This is a genomic window from Paraburkholderia sp. EG286A (assembly GCF_040965375.1).
Classification (GTDB): Bacteria; Pseudomonadota; Gammaproteobacteria; order Burkholderiales; family Burkholderiaceae; genus Paraburkholderia.
The window spans coordinates 616,052-633,225 of the sequence record NZ_JBFRCB010000002.1 but is presented as its reverse complement, the minus strand read 5'-3'; the positions used below and the strand labels follow the sequence as shown (position 1 = coordinate 633,225).

The following is a 17,174-nucleotide window of genomic DNA, read 5'->3' as shown; positions in this document are numbered from 1 at the left end:
TTTGGAGACGGAATACACCCAACATGGTCAAGCGCAACGAAGCGACCGAAGATAAACAGGTGCGCGACCTGCGGCCACGGCCGGTCAGGCTCACGAGCGACATGAGCCTGCCGAAGCTTTCGGCAGTGGAAATCGGCAGCTATGTGGCCGCGCTCGCCGGCATGCTGGCGGTGCTGCACCTGAACCTGCTCGGCGCACTGCTCGCGGGCATGCTCGTCTTCCAGCTCGTTCATACCATTTCGCCGCTCATCGAGCGGCGCATGTCGAGCAGCCGCGCACGCTGGCTCTCCGTGGTGCTGGTTTCGATCGTGATCGTGGGCGTGCTCACGGGGCTCACCGTGGGCGTCATCGAGCAGTTCGAAAGCGACGTGCCGAGCGTGCAGAAGGTCATGGCGCAGATGATGACGTTCGTCGACCAGGCGCGCGGGCGCATTCCCGAGTCCATCGCCGCCTATCTGCCCGTGGACGTCGCCCAGATGAAGCTCAAGGCGCTCGCGCTCATGCACGAGCACGCCACCCAGCTCGGCCAGGGCGGCAAGAACGCCGCGCGCATCTTCGGGCATATCGTGATCGGCATGATCATCGGCGCGATCATCGCCATTGGCGCGCAGAAGAACGCCACGCGGCTGCCGCTTTCCACGGCGTTCGTCGCGCGCGTGTCGCGTTTCGCAGACGCGTTCCGCCGCATCGTGTTCGCGCAGGTGAAGATTTCCGCGATCAACACGGTGTTCACCGGCCTCTTCCTCCTGCTCGCGCTGCCGTTGTTTCACGCGCCGCTGCCGCTCGCGAAGATGCTGGTCGTGGTGACCTTCGTGGTGGGCCTGTTGCCCGTGATCGGCAACCTGATCTCGAACACGCTGATCGTCGCCATCGCGCTCACCGTGAGCCTGCCCGCAGCGGTCACGGCGCTCGTGTTTCTCATCCTGATCCACAAGCTCGAATACTTCCTGAACGCGCGCATCGTGGGTGGCCAGATCGAGGCGCGCACGTGGGAGCTGCTGGTAGCGATGCTCGTGATGGAAGCCGCGTTCGGCATTCAAGGCGTGATCGCCGCGCCGATTTTCTACGCGTATATCAAGCGCGAACTGATTTATCTGCGGCTCGTCTGAGCCGCTTTCGCCCAGGCCAGCGCGCGGACTTCAACGCCCGCGCGGCTCGCCGGGCACGTCGGTCATGCCGTCGTGCCCCATCGCGTAGATCGCCACCTGCACGCGGCTCGTGAGATTGAGCTTGCGCAGAATGTTGCGCACGTGAATCTTCACCGTGCTCTCCGCCAGGTCGAGCGTACGCGCAATCTCCTTGTTGCTCGCGCCGCGCGCCAGCTCGCGCACGATGTCGCGCTCGCGCGCCGTGAGCGTCTCCGCGCTCGCACGCGCGGCGCCGGTCGTGCCGGTCCCGCCGGTCGACTGCGCGGGCTTGCGCATCTGCTCCACGAGCTTCGCCGTCATATGCTCGGTGATGACCGGCTGGCCGCTCGCGGCCTTGCGAATCGCCGCGACGAGCGCGTCGGCGTCGATGTTCTTGAGCAGGAAGCCGCGCGCGCCCTCGCGCATCGCGGCGGTGAGTTCGTCGGCTTCCTCGGAGACGGTGAGCATCACGACCGCCGTGTCCGGCAGGTCTTCCACCAGCAGTTGCAGCGTTTCGAGCCCCGAGAGGCCCGGCATGTTGAGGTCGAGCAGGATGACGTCGGGCAGGTGCTGCTTCGCGCGCTTGACGCCTTCCACGCCGTCCGACGCCTCGCCGACCACCTCCAGGTCAGGCTGGCGCTGCAGGAGCGCGCTCACGCCCGAGCGAAAGAGCGTGTGGTCGTCGATGAGCAGGATGCGTATGGTCATGGGGATCGTTGTCTTGTCGCGATGTCTTCCGGTTCTGATCGTAACGCCTGGCCAGGTTCGTTGGCCGCATTCACGCCGCCATGCGGCTCGCGGCGGGCAGCACCAGTTCGACGCGTGCGCCGCGGCCCGGCGCGCTCTGTAGCGTGAGCACGGCGGCAAGACGTCTCGCGCGCTCATGCATGATGTGAAAGCCCACGTGCGATTCGCCACGCGAGGCGATATCGGCGGGATCGTAGCCCACGCCGTCGTCTTCGATCGTGAGGCGGAAGTCGCGCGCGTTCACGACACTCACCTGGACGTGCAGCGCCTCCGCATGCTTGCGCGCATTCGAGAGCGCCTCCTGCAGCACGAAGAGTACCTGCAGCTGCTGGTCGGGCGGCAGCGGCGGCCCGTCTTCGTCGCGATAGTCGAGCGTCAGCTCGGCGTCCGACTGGCGGCGAAAGCGCGCCACGGTGTCCTCCACGGCGAGGCGCAGCTTGCCCGGGCCAAGCTTCGTGCGGAAATTCAGCAGCAGTTCGCGCACGTCGTCGTAGCTTTCCTCTACGCCGCCCGCGAGCAGCGGCACGATCTCGCGGATCTCGTCGAGGTCGCCCTGCTGCGCCGCCCCATCGAGCAGGTGTACTTGCATCTTCAGGAAGCTCAGGCCTTGCGCGATGCTGTCGTGCAGCCCCTGGGCGACGAGGTTGCGCTCCTCGGACACGGCGAGCTGGCGCCCGAGCGCCACGAGCCGCCGGTTCATGAGCGCGACGCCCAGGTGGCGGCCGAGCGTCTGGAGCAGCTGGACGCCCGACGGCGGAATCTCCCGCTCGTGCCGGAAGTGCAGCGAGAACGTGCCGAGCGTCTCGTTCTGCGCGACGATGGCCGACACCGCGACGCTCACGAAGCCCGCCTTCAGGCAACGCTGCGTGAAAGCCCCGCTCAGGCCGCTTTCGCCGCTTTCTCCGCTTTCCCCACCGGCCGTGCGCGCGCCCGGCTGCGCCATCAGGCCGAATACGACCGGCGCCTCGGCCGTCGCGCCCCCGCACGCACAGTCCGCCGCGGGCATGCACTGCTCCGCGCGCGTGATCGATTCGGGCATGCCTTCCGAGACGAGCAGATGCAGATTGCCGTCGTCAGGCGAAACGACGCGTACCGTGCCGCCATCGGCGTCGAATTCGCGCATCACGCGCGTGAGGAAATCGTGGCACAGGCTTTCCGCCGGGCCCGGCGTGTTGAGAAACGCCGCCATCTCGTAGAGCGTGGCGAGTTCGCGGTTTTGCGCCGCCAGTTGCGCGGTCTTGGCGTCCACGCGCTCGGCGAGGTCCTGATAGAGCGCCTGCAGCTCCGCGACCATGCGGTTGAAGCCTTGCGTGAGATGACCGAACTCGTCGTACGTTTCGACCGGCAAGCGCGTGTCGAACTCGCGCGCCTCGATGCGCGCGAGGCCCTCCTGCAAGCGCTGCACGGGCGCCACGAACCACTGGTAAAGCAGATAGACGATCGCCAGCGTGCCCACGCACGACAGCGCCGCAAGCGCGACCTGCGAAATGCGCAGCCACGCGGTCTTGCGCGCGTTCTCGCGCTCGATCAGGCTGACGAGCCGGTTCGCGTCGTCGACGAAGCCGGGCAGCAGGCCGATGTACGTCGAGGGCTCGCCTCCGCTGGCGGCGAGGTCGCTCAGCGCAGCGGGCCTGAGCGTCTGGTTCCAGGCAGTCGCGACGCGATCGAACTGCGCGTGGATGCCGGCATCGGCGGGGAGAAAGAGCGGCCGCGCCGGATCGCCGTCGCGCAATTCGCGCAGCGTCTCGTCGAGCTGGCGCATCTGGGCGTCGACTTGCGAAGGCTTGCCGGTGCGGGCTTCCCACAGTGAGATCGCGACCGCGTTCGCGCGCATGCGCAGGCTGCCCGCGTCGTTGATCGCGGCGGCGCCGCCTTCGAGCTGCCAGGAAAGCCAGAGCGTGCCGCTGATCATCGCGAGCACGAGCGCGAGCGCGACCGTGGAAAGCACAACGATGCGCGTGGAGAGCCGCCTCGGGAACGGCGCTTCCTGCGCGCCGGAAGATCCGGCAGAAGCGGCGGATGCGGTTGCGGAATCGGAAGACGGAGTCATGGCCGGGACGGGGAATCGGCTACGCCGAAACGGCGGCGCCTATACCGACATTATCTGACGGAGCGCGGCCGATCGCGCGCTATGTCGCGGTCTGCACGGCCAACTGCGACACTATGCGTCAGCTCGCCTGCCTCCCGGGCGAGTCACGGTGAACTATATTGCGCGCCACGTGGCCTGCGCACATCGTGAAAAAAGCGGGGAAGGCGAGCGTGCTCGCTCCCCGCGAAGAACGGCCATCCCCACGGCCGTCCAGAGGCAAACGTTGGCCGCTAGCGGCTGCGCACGAGCTGCCAGGCACGCGAGAGATAGGTGATCGAAGCGAACCCGCTCCACACGTGCACGAGCCGCGTGAACGGGAAGATCACGAACAGCGTCATGCCCATGAAGAGGTGCATGCGGAAGATGAGCGGCGCGTCGGTCACGAAGCTCGCCGCGTCGCCGCGGAACGTGACGATGTGCTGCGCCCAGGTCATGAGCCGCACCATCATCGCGCCGTCCATGTGGCTAGCCGATTCGCCGATGGTGCTCAGCCCGAGCAACAGCGTGACGAGCAGCCACAACAGCAGCACCTTGTCGCCCACGCGCGTCACGGCCGAAACGCGCGCGTTCGAAAGCCGCCGGTGCAGCAGGATCGCGAGGCCCACCAGACACATCGAGCCCATCACGCCGCCCGCGACCATCGCCACGAGCTGCTTGACCGCGTGCGGCACGCCGAGCCAGTCCCACACCGCGACGGGCGTGAGCAGACCGAACAGATGCCCGAAGAAAAGCCCGAGCACGCCGACGTGAAAGAGGATATTGCCGAGCCGCAAATGCCCGCGATAGAGCAGCTGCGAACTGTCCGCCTTCCACGTGTACTGCTCGCGCTCGAAGCGTGCGAGGCTGCCGAACAGGAAGATGGCGGCGGCAATATACGGATAGATGCCGAACAAAAACTGGTTGAGCGTGTTCATGGCGATTCCTTTGCGCAGGCAGCCAGAGTGGTCGCGGTGGCCGCGGCAAACTGCGCTCGCGGGTGGAACTGAACGACCTGCGGCGAGTTGCTCGCGCCGAACGCGTGCATGAGCGGCTCCACGCCGTCCGCGCCGGTGCCGAAGCGTTCGAGCGCCTCGTCCATGTCGCGCACGGGCGCGCCCACGAGCGGCAGCGGCTCGACCTCGGTCAGCTCGCACAGCACCGTGAAGATGCCCGCGTAGGGGCTTTCACTCTTCTCGAGCTGATTGCCAAGCGCCGCGAGTACGTGAATCGCCTCGCCGAGCAGTGCGCTCGCCTCTTCGTCGCCAATCAGACCGAGCACTTCGAGAAAGAGCGGCACGTAGTCGGGCAGTTCGCTCGTCGCGACGTCGAGGCCATGATTGCGGTATTCGTCGAGCAGATCGACCATCGCCTGGCCGCGCGCGCGGCTCTCGCCGTGCACGTGCTCGAACAGATGCAGCGAGTGGCGCGGATTGCGGTCGAAGGTGGCCACGTACGCTTCCTGCGACTCGACGAGCGAGCGCTCGCGCAGCGCCGCGATGAGCGGCGCCAGTTCGTGCACCGCGAATGCGCCGTTCGGCAGGGCTTCGAGCGCGGCTTCGATCTCGTCGAGCGCGTCGAGCAAGGGCTGCTCGGGATAATCGAGCAGCGCGGAGAGAACCGGATAAATCGACATGATGGCGTCCTCCCGCTCAAGCTTCAGACGGCGTCTTGCGACGCGACTTCGGCATATCGACATACACGACGCTGCCTTCGATCTTCGAGCCGAACAGCGAGCCCTCGGAAACGCCGCCCGAACAACCGTTGCCGAACGAGAAGCCGCAACTGCCCTTCTCGTTGAACGAGTCCTCGACCATTTCCTTGTGCGACGACGGCACGACGAAACGGTCCTCGTAGTTCGCGATCGCCATGGTGCGGTACATGTCCTCGACCTGCTCGGGCGTGAGGCCCGCGCGCGCAAGAACCGCGTTGTCGTTCACGCCGTCCACGGCCTGGGTGCGCTTGTAGGCGCGCATCGCCAGCATGCGGTTGAGCGCCGAGATTACGGGCTTTTCGTCGCCGGCGGTCAGCAGGTTGGCGAGATAGCGCATTGGAATGCGCAGGCTCGCCACGTCGGGAATCACACCGTCCATGCCGATATGGCCCGCGTCCGCGGCCGACTGGATCGGCGAAAGCGGCGGCACGTACCAGACCATCGGCAGCGTGCGGTACTCGGGGTGCAGCGGGAACGCGATCTTCCACTCGACCGCCATGCGGTACACGGGCGAGCGCACGGCGGCGTCGAGCCAGCTCTGCGGCACGCCCTGGCGGCGCGCCTCGGCCTGGATGGCGGGATCGTGCGGATCGAGGAACACGTCGAGCTGCGACTGATACAGATCCTGCGTCGATTCAACCGATGCCGCCTCGCTGATGCGGTCCGCGTCGTAAAGCATCACGCCCAGATAGCGGATGCGGCCCACGCACGTTTCCGAGCAAACGGTGGGCTGCCCCGCCTCGATGCGCGGATAGCAGAAGATGCACTTCTCGGCCTTGCCGCTCTTCCAGTTGAAGTACATCTTCTTGTACGGGCAGCCCGAGATGCACATGCGCCAGCCGCGGCACTTGTCCTGGTCGACGAGCACGATGCCGTCGTCTTCGCGCTTGTACACCGAGCCCGACGGGCACGACGCCACGCACGCCGGATTCAGGCAGTGTTCGCACAGGCGCGGCAGATACATCATGAAGGTGTTCTCGAAGGTCGAGTACATCTCCTTCTGCACGTTCTCGAACAGCTTGTCGCGGCTGCGCGAGGCGAACTCGCCGCCCAGGTCGTCTTCCCAGTTGGGACCCCAATGGATCTTGTCCATCTTCTTGCCGGTGATGACCGACACGGGGCGCGCGGTGGGCGGCGTCTGCGAGAGGCGCGCCTTCTGCAAATGCTCGTAGTCGTACGTGAACGGCTCGTAGTAGTCGTCGATGCCGGGCAGGTTCGGGTTCGCGAACAGGTTGGCCAGCACCTTGAGCTTCGGGCCCTGGCGCGGCTCGATCTTGCCGTTCGGGTTGCGGACCCAGCCGCCGTTCCACTTCTCCTGGTTCTCCCATTCCTTCGGATAGCCGATGCCGGGCTTCGTCTCGACGTTGTTGAACCACGCGTACTCGACGCCATCGCGCGACGTCCACACGTTCTTGCACGTGACGGAGCACGTATGGCAGCCGATGCACTTGTCGAGGTTCAGGACCATCGCCACCTGGGCGCGGATTTTCATGATGCTGCTCCTTCCTTCATCGGGCCTTCCAGCCACTCGACCTTCTTCATCTTGCGCACGATCACGTACTCGTCGCGATTGCTGCCGACGGTGCCGTAGTAGTTGAAGCCATACGCGAGTTGCGCGTAGCCGCCGATCATGTGCGTGGGCTTGAGCACCGTGCGCGTGACCGAGTTGTGAATGCCGCCGCGCATGCCGCTCGTTTCCGCGCCCGGCACGTTGATGATCTTTTCCTGTGCGTGATACATGAGGCACATGCCGCGCGGCACGCGCTGGCTCACCACGACGCGCGCCGTGAGCGTGCCGTTCACGTTGAACACTTCGACCCAGTCGTTGTCGACGAGCCCCGCTTCCTTCGCCTCGGCTTCCGAGACCCAGACGTGCGGGCCGCCACGCGAAAGCGTGAGCATGCGCAGGTTGTCCGTGTACGTGGAGTGGATGCCCCACTTCTGGTGCGGCGTGATCCAGTTCAGCACGAGTTCGTGCTCGCCGTTGGGTTTCGCGCCGAGCATCGGCGAGGTCGTCTTCGTGTCGATGGCGGGCTTGTAGTTGCAGAGGCCCTCGCCGAAGTCGAGCATCCAGCGGTGATCCTGATAGAACTGCTGACGGCCCGTGAGCGTGCGCCAGGGGATCAGCTCGTGCACGTTCGTATAGCCGGCGTTGTAGCTCACCTCTTCCGATTCGAGCCCCGACCACGTGGGCGCGGAGATGATCTTGCGCGGCTGCGCCTGCACGTCGCGAAAGCGGATCTTGTCGTGCTCGCGGCCTTCGGCCAGATGCGTGTGATCGCGGCCCGTGATCTTCGAGAGCGCGTCCCACGCCTTCACCGCTACGTGGCCGTTGGTTTCCGGCGCGAAGGTCAAGATCATCTCGGCGGCGTCGATGGCCGTTTCCAGCCGCGGGCGTCCCTCGGCCGCGCCGCGGTTCTGCTGGATGCCCGTGAGCTGTGCGAACTCGCCCACTTCGTGCACGGTGTTCCAGTTGATGCCCTTGCCGCCGTTACCCAGCTTTTCGAGCAGCGGCCCAACGGAGGTGAACTTGTTGTAGATCTCGCGATAGTCGCGCTCCACGAGCGTCATCGAAGGCGCGGTCTTGCCCGGGATCAGATCGCATTCGCCAAGACGCCAGTCCTTCGGCTCGAACGCCTGGCCGAGTTCACCTGGCGTGTCATGCATGAGCGGCGTGCACACGAGGTCCGTGCGCTTGCCCAGATGCGCGCCGCCGATCTCCGAAAACTTCTTCGCGATGGCCTTGTAGATCTCCCAGTCGGTCTTGCTCTCCCACAACGGCTGCACCGCCTCCGAAAGCGGATGGATGAACGGGTGCATGTCCGACGTGTTGAGGTCGTCCTTCTCGTACCACGTGGCCGAGGGCAGCACGATGTCGCCGTAAAGGCACGTGGTGCTCATGCGGAAGTCGAGCACCGTGAGCAGGTCGAGCTTGCCTTCGGCCGCTTCGCGCACGTTCACTTCGGAAGGCTTGATCGCGTCGGCTTCGTCGCCGAACAACGCGTTCTGCGTGCCGAGCAGGTACTTGAGGAAGTACTCGTGTCCCTTGCCCGAGCTGCCCAGGATGTTCGAGCGCCACACGAACATGTTGCGCGGGAAGTTTGCGGGATTGTCGGGGTCGTCGCAGGCGAAGTTCAAGGCGCCCGACTTCAGCTGATCGACTGTGTACTGCACCGGCGGCACGCCCGCGCGCTGCGCAGCGTCCACGACGTCGAGCGGATTGGCGCCCAGTTGCGGAGCCGAAGGCAGCCAGCCCATGCGCTCGGACTTCGCGTTGAGGTCGAGCATCGACAGGTTCTTGTAGCGTTCGCGGTCCGCGCCCGGGCCGAGGATCTCATCGAGGCTGACCTTCTCGTGGCGCCACTGGCTCGTGTGGTTGTAGAAGAACGACGTGCCGTTCATCTGGCGCGGCGGGCGCGACCAGTCGAGCGCGAACGCGAGCGGCGCCCAGCCGAATTGCGGACGCAGCTTTTCCTGGCCCACGTAGTGCGCCCAGCCACCGCCGCTCTGGCCGATACAGCCGCACATCATCAGCAGATTGATGATGCCGCGGTAGATCATGTCGTTGTGGTACCAGTGATTGAGCGCCGCGCCGACGATCACCATGCTCTTGCCGCGCGTGCGGTCGGCATTGTCGGCAAACTCGCGCGCCACCTGGATCACGAGCTTGCGCGGCACCGTGGTGTGCTTCTCCTGCCAGGCGGGCGTGCAGGGCACGTCGTCGTCATACGACGACGCGACGTTCGGACCGCCCAGGCCCTGGTCGACGCCGTAGTTGGCCATCTGCAGGTCGAAGACGGTCGCGACCAAAGCGCTCGTGCCGTCGGCCAGCGCCACGCGCTTCACGGGCACGCGACGCGCGAGCAGCGCGCCATGTTCGCCGCCGAAGTACGGGAAGCCCACCTCGACCACTTCGTCATGCCTGTCAATGAGCGACAACAGCGGATCGATTTCGCGGCCGCTGCCGCCGTCTTTCATTTCGAGGTTCCAGCGGCCCACCTTCTTGCCGCCGTCGTGCTCGCCTTCGCCCCAGCGGAAACCGATCGAGCCGTTCGGCGCGACGATATCGCCCGTGGTCGAATCGATGGCGAGCGTCTTCCACTGAGGGTTGTTCGCTTCGTCGAGATTCGCGGCGAGTTGCGACGCGCGCAGGAACTGGTCCGGCACGAGCGCGCCATCGCGCTTCGCGAGCGTGACGAGCATCGGCATGTCGGTGTACTGCTTGACGTAATCGCGGAAGTACGCGGACTTCGCCGTGGCGTGAAACTCCTTGAGCACCACGTGACCCATCGCGAGCGCGAGCGCCGCGTCGGTGCCCTGCTTCGGCGCGAGCCAGATATCGCCGAACTTCACCATCTCGCCGAAGTCGGACGACACCGCCACCGTCTTCGTGCCCTTGTAGCGGACCTCGGTGTAGAAGTGGGCGTCGGGCGTGCGCGTTTGCGGTACGTTCGAGCCCCACACCATGAGATACGTGGAGTTGTACCAGTCGGCCGATTCGGGCACGTCGGTCTGCTCGCCCCACACCTGCGGCGAGGAAGGCGGCAAGTCGCAGTACCAGTCGTAGAACGACAGACACGCCCCGCCGATCAGGCTCAGATAACGCGCGCCCGCGGCGTACGAGACCATCGACATTGCCGGAATGGGCGAGAAACCCATTACGCGATCGGGACCGTACTTGCCGATGGTGTAGGCGTTGGCCGCCGCGATCATCTCGGTGGCCGTGTCCCACCCGGCGCGCACGAAGCCGCCCTGGCCGCGCGCGCGCTTGTAGTGCGCCGCCTTCTTCGGGTCCTCGACGATCGAAGCCCATGCCTTGACCGGATCGAGCGTCTTGCGCGCCTCGCGCCACATTTCGATGAGGCGCCCACGGATCATCGGGTACTTCACGCGCTGCGCCGAATACACGTACCAGCTATATGATGCGCCACGCGGGCAGCCGCGCGGTTCGTGATTGGGCAGGTCGGCGCGCGTGCGCGGATAGTCGGTCTGTTGCGTTTCCCACGTGATCAGGCCGTTCTTCACGTAAACCTTCCACGAGCACGAGCCCGTGCAGTTCACGCCGTGGGTCGAGCGCACGATCTTGTCGTGCTGCCAGCGGCTGCGATAGCCGTCTTCCCACTTGCGGTCCTCGTTCACCACCGCGCCGTGACCCTTCGAAAACGTCGACTTCACGCGCGACATGAACTTCAACCGGTCCAGAAAATAACTCATCAGGTTCTCCGGGACTGCTGCTGGAATCGATCGATCACGCCTGTCGCCGCCCGCTTGCGTGGCACGCGTGGCGACAGGCAGCCGTATCGTTCCGAGTATGGCGGGCAGGCCCGTGCCTGCCCATTCATCAACGGGAGAGTTCGCACTACTCCCAAAGGACTAATCCGCTTCAGCAAGGTGTGGATGCGTTGCGGCGCGCGTAGAAGAACCACGTCACCACCGCGCACACCACATAGAAGCCGATGAAGCACACGAGCGCGCCGACCGGCGAGCCCGTCATTTCGAGCGACGAGCCAAAGCTCTTCGGAATGAAGAAGCCGCCGTACGCGCCCATTGCGCCCGCGAAGCCAAGCACCGCCGCCGACTCCTTGCCCGCTTCGGCGAGCGCGCTGCGCTGCACGTCATCACCGTTGCCCTTCGCGGCGCGTTGATGGTGCGTCAGGAAGATCACGGGAATCATGCGGAAGGTCGAACCGTTGCCGATGCCGGTGAGCGCGAACAGCACGACGAACATCGCGAGGAAGCCGGCGAAGCTGCCCTGTGCGCCGCCCAGCGCGCCGCCCGGCAGGTACGCGATCACGCCCATCACCGCGACGATCATCGCGAGGAAGGTCCAGAGCGTGACGCGCGCGCCGCCGAGCTTGTCCGAGATCCAGCCGCCGACGGGGCGCGTGAGTGCGCCGGCGAGCGGCCCGAGGAAGGCCCATGCAGTCGGGTTGATGGCGGGAAACTCCGCCTTCGTGAGCAGCGCGAGGCCGGCCGAGAAGCCGATGAACGAGCCGAACGTGCCGACATAGAGAAAACACATGATCCAGTTGTGCGCGCGGCGGAAGATCACGGCCTGCTCGCGGAACGAGGCCTTCGCATCGGCGATGTCGTTCATGCCGAACCACGCGGCGAACGAAGAGACGACGATGAGCGGAATCCACACGAAGCCCGCGTTCTGCAGCCAGATGCTGTGCTCGACGCCGTCCTTCACCCAGGTCTGGCCGTCGCCGAGCAGGCCGGCGAACACGGCCGTCGAGATGACGATCGGCGTGACGAACTGCACGAGCGAGACGCCGAGGTTGCCGATGCCCGCATTGAGGCCGGTGGCAAAACCCTTGCGCGCCTTCGGAAAGAAGAAGCTGATGTTCGCCATTGACGAGCTGAAGTTCGCCCCGCCGAGACCGCACAGCAGGGCGAGCACGAGCAGCGTCGTATACGAGGTGGACGGATCGCGCAGTGCGAAGCCCATGCCGAAGGCCGGGATCAGGAGGCTCGCCGTGGAGATCGCCGTGAAGCGGCGGCCGCCGAAAATCGGCACGAGGAACGAATAGAAGATGCGCAGCGTGGCGCCCGAAAGCGCAGGCAGCGCCGTGAGCCAGAAGAGTTCGTTCTTGGTGAAGTGAAAGCCGCCCTTGTCGAGATTGACGACCGTGACGCTCCACAGCGACCACACCACGAACGCCAGCATCAGCGCGGGAATCGAAATCCACAGGTTACGGGTGGCGATCTGCTCGCCGGAAGCCTGCCAGAACCGGGTGTTCTCGGGCTCCCATTGGGTCAGGAGATACTTGGACATGTTTGTGCTCGTTCAGTAGGCGCCGCAAACGCGGCGCGAGTTGGATCATTCGGAGTACGTGGTTTCCTGCGGCGCCGGCGTCGCGGCGCCAGCCTTGCGCGCGAGCTTCGCGCTGCCCAGGGCGAGCGCTTCGGGGCGGAACGAAAAGTGCATGAACAGCAGGCTCACCAGGGTGGCGCCGAACATCAGCATGAAACAGGTGGTGCGCACGCCCGTGAGGTCGACGAGCAGGCCGAACAGGATCGGCAGCACGAAGCCCGCGAGACCGCCCGCCAGCCCCACGATGCCGGAGACGGCGCCGATGTTGTCGGTGTACTCGTCGCCGATGAACTTGAAGACCGAGGCCTTGCCCACCGCCATCGCGATGCCGACGACGAACATCAGCACCGTGTAGAACGCCGGTCCCGTGCTGATATGCAGACCGATCGGGCCATGCGCGCTGTGGATCGTGAAGTCGGTCGGCGGGTAGCTCAGCAGGAAGAAGCACGCAAGCGCGACCCACATCACGGCCCACGTCGTGCGATAGGCGCCGTAGCGGTCGGAGAGCCAGCCCCCTACCGCGCGCAGCACGCCGCCGGGCAGCGAGAAACACGCGGCGAGAAACGCGGCATGCTCGATGTCGAAGCCGTACTGGTTCACGTAGTACTGCGGCATCCACAGCGACAGGCCGACATAGCCGCCGAACACCACCGAGTAGTACTGCGCGTAGCGCAGCACGCGCGGGTCGGCGAGCACGCGCAGCTGGTCCGCTACGCTCTCCTTGCCGGGCACGCGGTGCGCCGGGTTGCTCGCGGAGAACATCCAGAACAGCAACGCGGTCGCGAGCATCGCGACGGCGTAGACCTTCGGCACGATGGTCCACGTGCCGGCCGCGACGATCAGCACCGGCGCCACGAACTTGTTGAGCGCGGCGCCCGAATTGCCCGCCCCGAAGATGCCCATGGCGAGCCCCTGGCGCGACTTCGGGAACCAGCGCGCGACATAGGGCGTGCCCACCGAGAACGATGCGCCGGCGAACCCCACGAACAGGCCGAGCGTGAGGAATTGCCAAAGTTGCGTCGCGTACGAGACGAGCCAGATCGGCACGACGGTCACGAGCATGGTGATGAAGAAGACGATGCGCCCGCCGAAGCGGTCGGTCCAGATGCCGAGCGGCACGCGGGCGAGCGAGCCCGTGAGCACGGGCATCGCGGCAATCAGGCCGAACTCGGTATCGGTGAGATGAAGCTGTTTTTTGAGCGGAATGCCGAGGATCGCGAACATCATCCAGACGGCAAAGCAGATCGTGAACGCGAAGGTACTCGAACCCAGCACGCGCCAGGCACGGCTATCGGCGACAGGTTCCGCCTGCGGGGATAGGGCGGCTTTCATGAATTTCCCTCTTGTCGTTTAGTTGACGTGACAAGAGTAGGAAAGACGAAAGGTGCGGACTATTCTCCGCAGGGAGTGCGCGACGATGCGCCACTAGAACTTAAGGAGTAGTACCGCGGGAGCGAGTTGGCGCGGAAGAAAAATCGCATGCATGCGAACGCGCCGGAGAGCAATAAGATTAGTTCGAAAAGCCGTAGCGTGTCATGTAACACGCTACGGCATGGTGTCGCACGTGACCAATCAATGATCAGCGGAACACGACCGTCTTGTGCCCGTTGAGCACGATGCGATGCTCCACGTGCCACTTCACCGCGCGCGCGAGCGTCACGCATTCCACGTCACGGCCAATGGCGGTGAGCTGGTCCGGCGTCATGTTGTGGTCCACGCGCTCGACTTCCTGCTCGATGATCGGGCCTTCGTCGAGATCGGACGTCACATAGTGCGCCGTCGCGCCGATCAGCTTCACGCCGCGATCGAACGCCTGGTAGTACGGCTTCGCACCCTTGAAGCTCGGCAGGAACGAATGATGGATGTTGATCGCGCGGCCTTCGAGCGCCTTGCAAAGCTGCGGCGAGAGGATCTGCATGTAGCGTGCGAGCACCACGAGATCGGCGCCTTCGCGGTTGACCACTTCGAGCACGCGCGCTTCCTGCGCGGCCTTGTCGGCCTCGGTGCCGCCGAGCAGCGGGAAGTGATGGAACGGAATGTTGTAGCTCGCGGCGAGCTGATAGAAGTCCTTGTGATTCGAGATGATCGCCGGAATCTCGATAGGCAGCTGGCCGGTGCGATAGCGGAACAACAGGTCGTTCAGGCAATGGCCGATCTTCGAGACCATGATGACGACGCGCGGCTTCACGTTCGCGTCATGCATCTCCCAGCGCATGCCGAACTCTTGCGCGAGCGGCTCGAACGCGCTGCGCAGGCCGTCGAGGCCCGGGTCGCCGCCCACTTGCTGGAAGTGCACGCGCATGAAGAACTCGCCCGTGTGGCTGTCGCCGAACTGGGCCGAGTCGAGGATATTGCTGCCGCGCTCGAACAGGAAGCCCGACACGGCATGCACGATGCCAGGCCGGTCGGCGCACGACAGTTTGAGGATGAAGCTGTGATCGGTCGACATGACCTTGGTAACTCCCGTCAATACTTTGCTGTTGCTAAAAGGGCTTTGGGCTTTGCTACAAGAACCGGCGCCCTTTCACAGCGTCGGCGGTTCGAAGATCGCGGCAATGCCCTCGCACGCGTCTTCGTCGATCCATTGGCGGCGCAGCAGGCAGTCGAGCGTCGCGAGGCTCGCGTCGACCGTCATCGCACCCTCCTCGATCCAGCGCGCGGCTTCGTCGATGCGCGCGAGGCGATGCTCGCCCACTTCGCCGTCCTGGTTGTGCGGCACGAAATCGGCCGGGAGCACGAGATCGTAGATGAAGATCTGCTCGGCCTGCGTGCCTTCCGGCAGCGACTGCAGCACGTGCACGGTGCGGCCCGCGCGCGCCGCGCGCGCCAGCTCCTCGGCAATGCCCGCCTCTTCCCAGCATTCCTTCACGAGCGTGGCCTCGATGCCGAGGCCCCAGCCGATGCCGCCCGCCACGACGTTGTCCAGCATGCCGGGGTCGGTGGCCTTGGTGTCGCTGCGCCGCGCGATCCACAATTGCGGCGCGCCGGGCGCACCTACGCCGGCCGCACCGACATCCGCGTATTCTACGACGCCGTTCAGATGCACCGCGTACGTCATCGTGCCGAAAAAGCGCGAGGCCGCGCGCTCGATAAAGGCGAGTGGCGGCGCATCGAAGGCGTTGCGGATCGCGTAGGTTTCGTTGCGCCAGCCCGGAATGTGCCCTTCCGCCGCGAGTGCGCCGATCACCGAGCCGAGCGCCGCGCTGCGCGTCGTGACGTTGTCGAAGTGCGGGGCGAGCGTCACGCGGGCGCTGTGCGCATCGCCGTCGATTTCGAACACGTCGGGCCAGCGCGCGAGCAGCGCCACGTCGTTCTCGCGTATCCAGCCCACGCGCTCGTCACCGATATGAAACGGCAGATGCGCGCCGGCATCGAAGCGCCGCGCGTCGGTAATGCAAGGCAAGGTCATCGATCAGGACTCCGTAGATCAGTCGCGCAAGGCGACGCGAATGCCGATGGCGATGAAGGTGACGCCGGCGAGGCGGTCGAGCCACACGCCCGCGCGCGGGCGGCGCTTCAGCCAGCCGCCGATCGTGCCCGCGCACAGCCCGAAGAGGGAGAACACCACGACCGTCTGCGCCATGAACACGAGGCCGAGCTCGAGCATCTGCAGCGTGACGTGCTGCGCGCCATGCGGGTCGACGAACTGCGGCAGGAACACGACGAAGAACAGCGTCACCTTCGGGTTCATGATGTTGCCGAGCACGCTCTGGCGAAAGATCGCGGAGAGCGGCTGGCGCGGCTTGTCGCCGGCGGCGGCGAGGCCCTGGCTGCGCAGCGCCTTCACGCCGATCCACACGAGATACGCGGCGCCGGCGAGCTTGAGGATCTGGAACGCGAGCGGCGAAGAGCGCAGCACGGCGGCCACGCCGAGTGCCGCGAGCGTGGTGTGGAACGTCACGCCCGCGGCGAAGCCGAGCGCGGCTACGAGACCGGCGGCGCGACCTTGCGAAATGCCGCGCGCGAGCACCTGGAGATTGTCGGGACCGGGCGCGAACGTGATGGCGATGGAGGTGGCGAGAAAGAGCGCGAAATTCGGCATGAGATCGACTCGTGACGGTGGGCGTTCGGGTTGTTTCAGTGGCCGCCGAAGGCGGTCACGGTGAAGAGCGGCAGGCCGGCATCGGTGAGCAGCTTCGAGCCGCCCAGATCCGGCAGGTCGATGATCGCGGCGCCCTCCACCACGCTCGCGCCGAGGCGTTCGAGCAGCAGCTTGCCGGCCATCATGGTGCCGCCGGTGGCGATCAGGTCGTCGACGATCACCACGCGGTCGCCCTTGCCGCAGGCGTCCTCGTGAATCTCGACGGTCGCTTCGCCGTATTCGAGCTTGTAGGTCTCGGAAACGGTCTTGTACGGCAGCTTGCCGATCTTGCGGATCGGAATGAAGCCCACGTTCAGCTCATACGCGACGATCGGCCCGATGATGAAACCGCGCGCGTCGAGCCCCGCCACGTAGTCGAGCTTCGCATCGACATAGCGCTCGACGAACAGGTCGATCAGCACCCGCAGGCCCTTCGGATGGCCGATGAGCGGCGTGATATCGCGGAACTGCACTCCCGGCTGAGGCCAGTCGGGCACCGTGCGGATCAGGCTTTTCACGAACTGGGCGGCTTCGGCGCTCGGGTTCGCAGGTGCGTTGGACATGATTTCTCCGGGTAGTGGCTAGATAAGAACGGCAGAGTGTTTTAAACGGGGCGGGAACCT

Annotated in this window: 13 protein-coding genes; 1 reads left to right on the top strand and 12 read right to left on the bottom strand. The window is 65.5% G+C overall.

The genetic code is table 11. From position 1 onward, the window contains the following. Nucleotides 1-23 precede the first annotated feature (23 nt). Nucleotides 24-1,109, top strand: coding sequence for an AI-2E family transporter (locus AB4Y35_RS09570; RefSeq protein ID WP_342919433.1), 1,086 nt, complete (start codon nucleotides 24-26; stop codon nucleotides 1,107-1,109). 30 nt (nucleotides 1,110-1,139) lie between these two features. Here the strand turns inward: AB4Y35_RS09570 and AB4Y35_RS09565 are convergent, their stop codons facing one another. The 12 genes from AB4Y35_RS09565 to AB4Y35_RS09510 form a co-directional block, all read right to left on the bottom strand. Continuing rightward, nucleotides 1,140-1,835 carry a response regulator gene (locus AB4Y35_RS09565; protein ID WP_368704214.1) on the bottom strand — a complete coding sequence of 232 codons (696 nt, stop codon included), beginning with the start codon at nucleotides 1,833-1,835 and terminating at the stop codon, nucleotides 1,140-1,142. Between the two features lie 70 nt (nucleotides 1,836-1,905). After that, complete coding sequence (locus AB4Y35_RS09560) at nucleotides 1,906-3,924, bottom strand: type IV pili methyl-accepting chemotaxis transducer N-terminal domain-containing protein (RefSeq protein ID WP_368704213.1); 2,019 nt, start codon at nucleotides 3,922-3,924, stop codon at nucleotides 1,906-1,908. A gap of 269 nt (nucleotides 3,925-4,193) precedes the next feature. Then, nucleotides 4,194-4,877 (bottom strand): respiratory nitrate reductase subunit gamma, encoded by a 684-nt coding sequence (narI, locus tag AB4Y35_RS09555; RefSeq protein WP_368692495.1) that lies wholly within the window; start codon nucleotides 4,875-4,877, stop codon nucleotides 4,194-4,196. Then, nucleotides 4,874-5,575, bottom strand: a complete 702-nt coding sequence (narJ, locus tag AB4Y35_RS09550) for a nitrate reductase molybdenum cofactor assembly chaperone (RefSeq protein ID WP_368704212.1) — start codon at nucleotides 5,573-5,575, stop codon at nucleotides 4,874-4,876. The genes narI and narJ overlap by 4 nt, the downstream gene beginning before the upstream one ends. A 16-nt stretch (nucleotides 5,576-5,591) precedes the next feature. Further along, complete coding sequence (narH, locus tag AB4Y35_RS09545) at nucleotides 5,592-7,145, bottom strand: nitrate reductase subunit beta (RefSeq protein ID WP_368704211.1); 1,554 nt, start codon at nucleotides 7,143-7,145, stop codon at nucleotides 5,592-5,594. Next, nucleotides 7,142-10,867 carry a nitrate reductase subunit alpha gene (locus AB4Y35_RS09540; RefSeq protein ID WP_368704210.1) on the bottom strand — a complete coding sequence of 1,242 codons (3,726 nt, stop codon included), beginning with the start codon at nucleotides 10,865-10,867 and terminating at the stop codon, nucleotides 7,142-7,144. Before AB4Y35_RS09540 ends, narH begins: the two co-directional genes overlap by 4 nt. Nucleotides 10,868-11,036: 169 nt before the next feature. Continuing rightward, entirely contained in the window at nucleotides 11,037-12,431 is a 1,395-nt protein-coding gene (locus tag AB4Y35_RS09535) for a NarK family nitrate/nitrite MFS transporter (RefSeq protein WP_368704209.1), read from the bottom strand. Between the two features lie 45 nt (nucleotides 12,432-12,476). Further along, nucleotides 12,477-13,802: a nitrate/nitrite transporter gene (locus AB4Y35_RS09530; RefSeq protein ID WP_368704208.1), complete on the bottom strand. Its 1,326-nt coding sequence runs from the start codon at nucleotides 13,800-13,802 to the stop codon at nucleotides 12,477-12,479. 247 nt (nucleotides 13,803-14,049) lie between these two features. After that, nucleotides 14,050-14,919 (bottom strand): formyltetrahydrofolate deformylase, encoded by an 870-nt coding sequence (gene purU, locus AB4Y35_RS09525; RefSeq protein WP_133182234.1) that lies wholly within the window; start codon nucleotides 14,917-14,919, stop codon nucleotides 14,050-14,052. Nucleotides 14,920-14,994: 75 nt separating this feature from the next. After that, nucleotides 14,995-15,879: a DUF4743 domain-containing protein gene (locus tag AB4Y35_RS09520; protein ID WP_368704207.1), complete on the bottom strand. Its 885-nt coding sequence runs from the start codon at nucleotides 15,877-15,879 to the stop codon at nucleotides 14,995-14,997. 18 nt (nucleotides 15,880-15,897) lie between these two features. Further along, nucleotides 15,898-16,512, bottom strand: a complete 615-nt coding sequence (locus AB4Y35_RS09515; RefSeq protein WP_254338637.1) for a LysE family translocator — start codon at nucleotides 16,510-16,512, stop codon at nucleotides 15,898-15,900. A gap of 35 nt (nucleotides 16,513-16,547) precedes the next feature. Next, a complete protein-coding gene (locus AB4Y35_RS09510) occupies nucleotides 16,548-17,114 on the bottom strand; it encodes an adenine phosphoribosyltransferase (RefSeq protein WP_133182228.1) in 567 nt (188 codons plus the stop codon). Between the last annotated feature and the right edge of the window lie 60 nt (nucleotides 17,115-17,174).

Coding starts and splice junctions, on each gene's coding strand:
- AB4Y35_RS09515 (WP_254338637.1), bottom strand. CDS start 16,512: ATGCCGAATTTCGCGCTCTTTCTCGCCACCTCCATCGCCATCACGTTC.
- AB4Y35_RS09540 (WP_368704210.1), bottom strand. CDS start 10,867: ATGAGTTATTTTCTGGACCGGTTGAAGTTCATGTCGCGCGTGAAGTCG.
- AB4Y35_RS09520 (WP_368704207.1), bottom strand. CDS start 15,879: ATGACCTTGCCTTGCATTACCGACGCGCGGCGCTTCGATGCCGGCGCG.
- narJ (WP_368704212.1), bottom strand. CDS start 5,575: ATGTCGATTTATCCGGTTCTCTCCGCGCTGCTCGATTATCCCGAGCAG.
- AB4Y35_RS09510 (WP_133182228.1), bottom strand. CDS start 17,114: ATGTCCAACGCACCTGCGAACCCGAGCGCCGAAGCCGCCCAGTTCGTG.
- AB4Y35_RS09570 (WP_342919433.1), top strand. CDS start 24: ATGGTCAAGCGCAACGAAGCGACCGAAGATAAACAGGTGCGCGACCTG.
- AB4Y35_RS09560 (WP_368704213.1), bottom strand. CDS start 3,924: ATGACTCCGTCTTCCGATTCCGCAACCGCATCCGCCGCTTCTGCCGGA.
- AB4Y35_RS09530 (WP_368704208.1), bottom strand. CDS start 13,802: ATGAAAGCCGCCCTATCCCCGCAGGCGGAACCTGTCGCCGATAGCCGT.
- narI (WP_368692495.1), bottom strand. CDS start 4,877: ATGAACACGCTCAACCAGTTTTTGTTCGGCATCTATCCGTATATTGCC.
- purU (WP_133182234.1), bottom strand. CDS start 14,919: ATGTCGACCGATCACAGCTTCATCCTCAAACTGTCGTGCGCCGACCGG.
- AB4Y35_RS09565 (WP_368704214.1), bottom strand. CDS start 1,835: ATGACCATACGCATCCTGCTCATCGACGACCACACGCTCTTTCGCTCG.
- narH (WP_368704211.1), bottom strand. CDS start 7,145: ATGAAAATCCGCGCCCAGGTGGCGATGGTCCTGAACCTCGACAAGTGC.
- AB4Y35_RS09535 (WP_368704209.1), bottom strand. CDS start 12,431: ATGTCCAAGTATCTCCTGACCCAATGGGAGCCCGAGAACACCCGGTTC.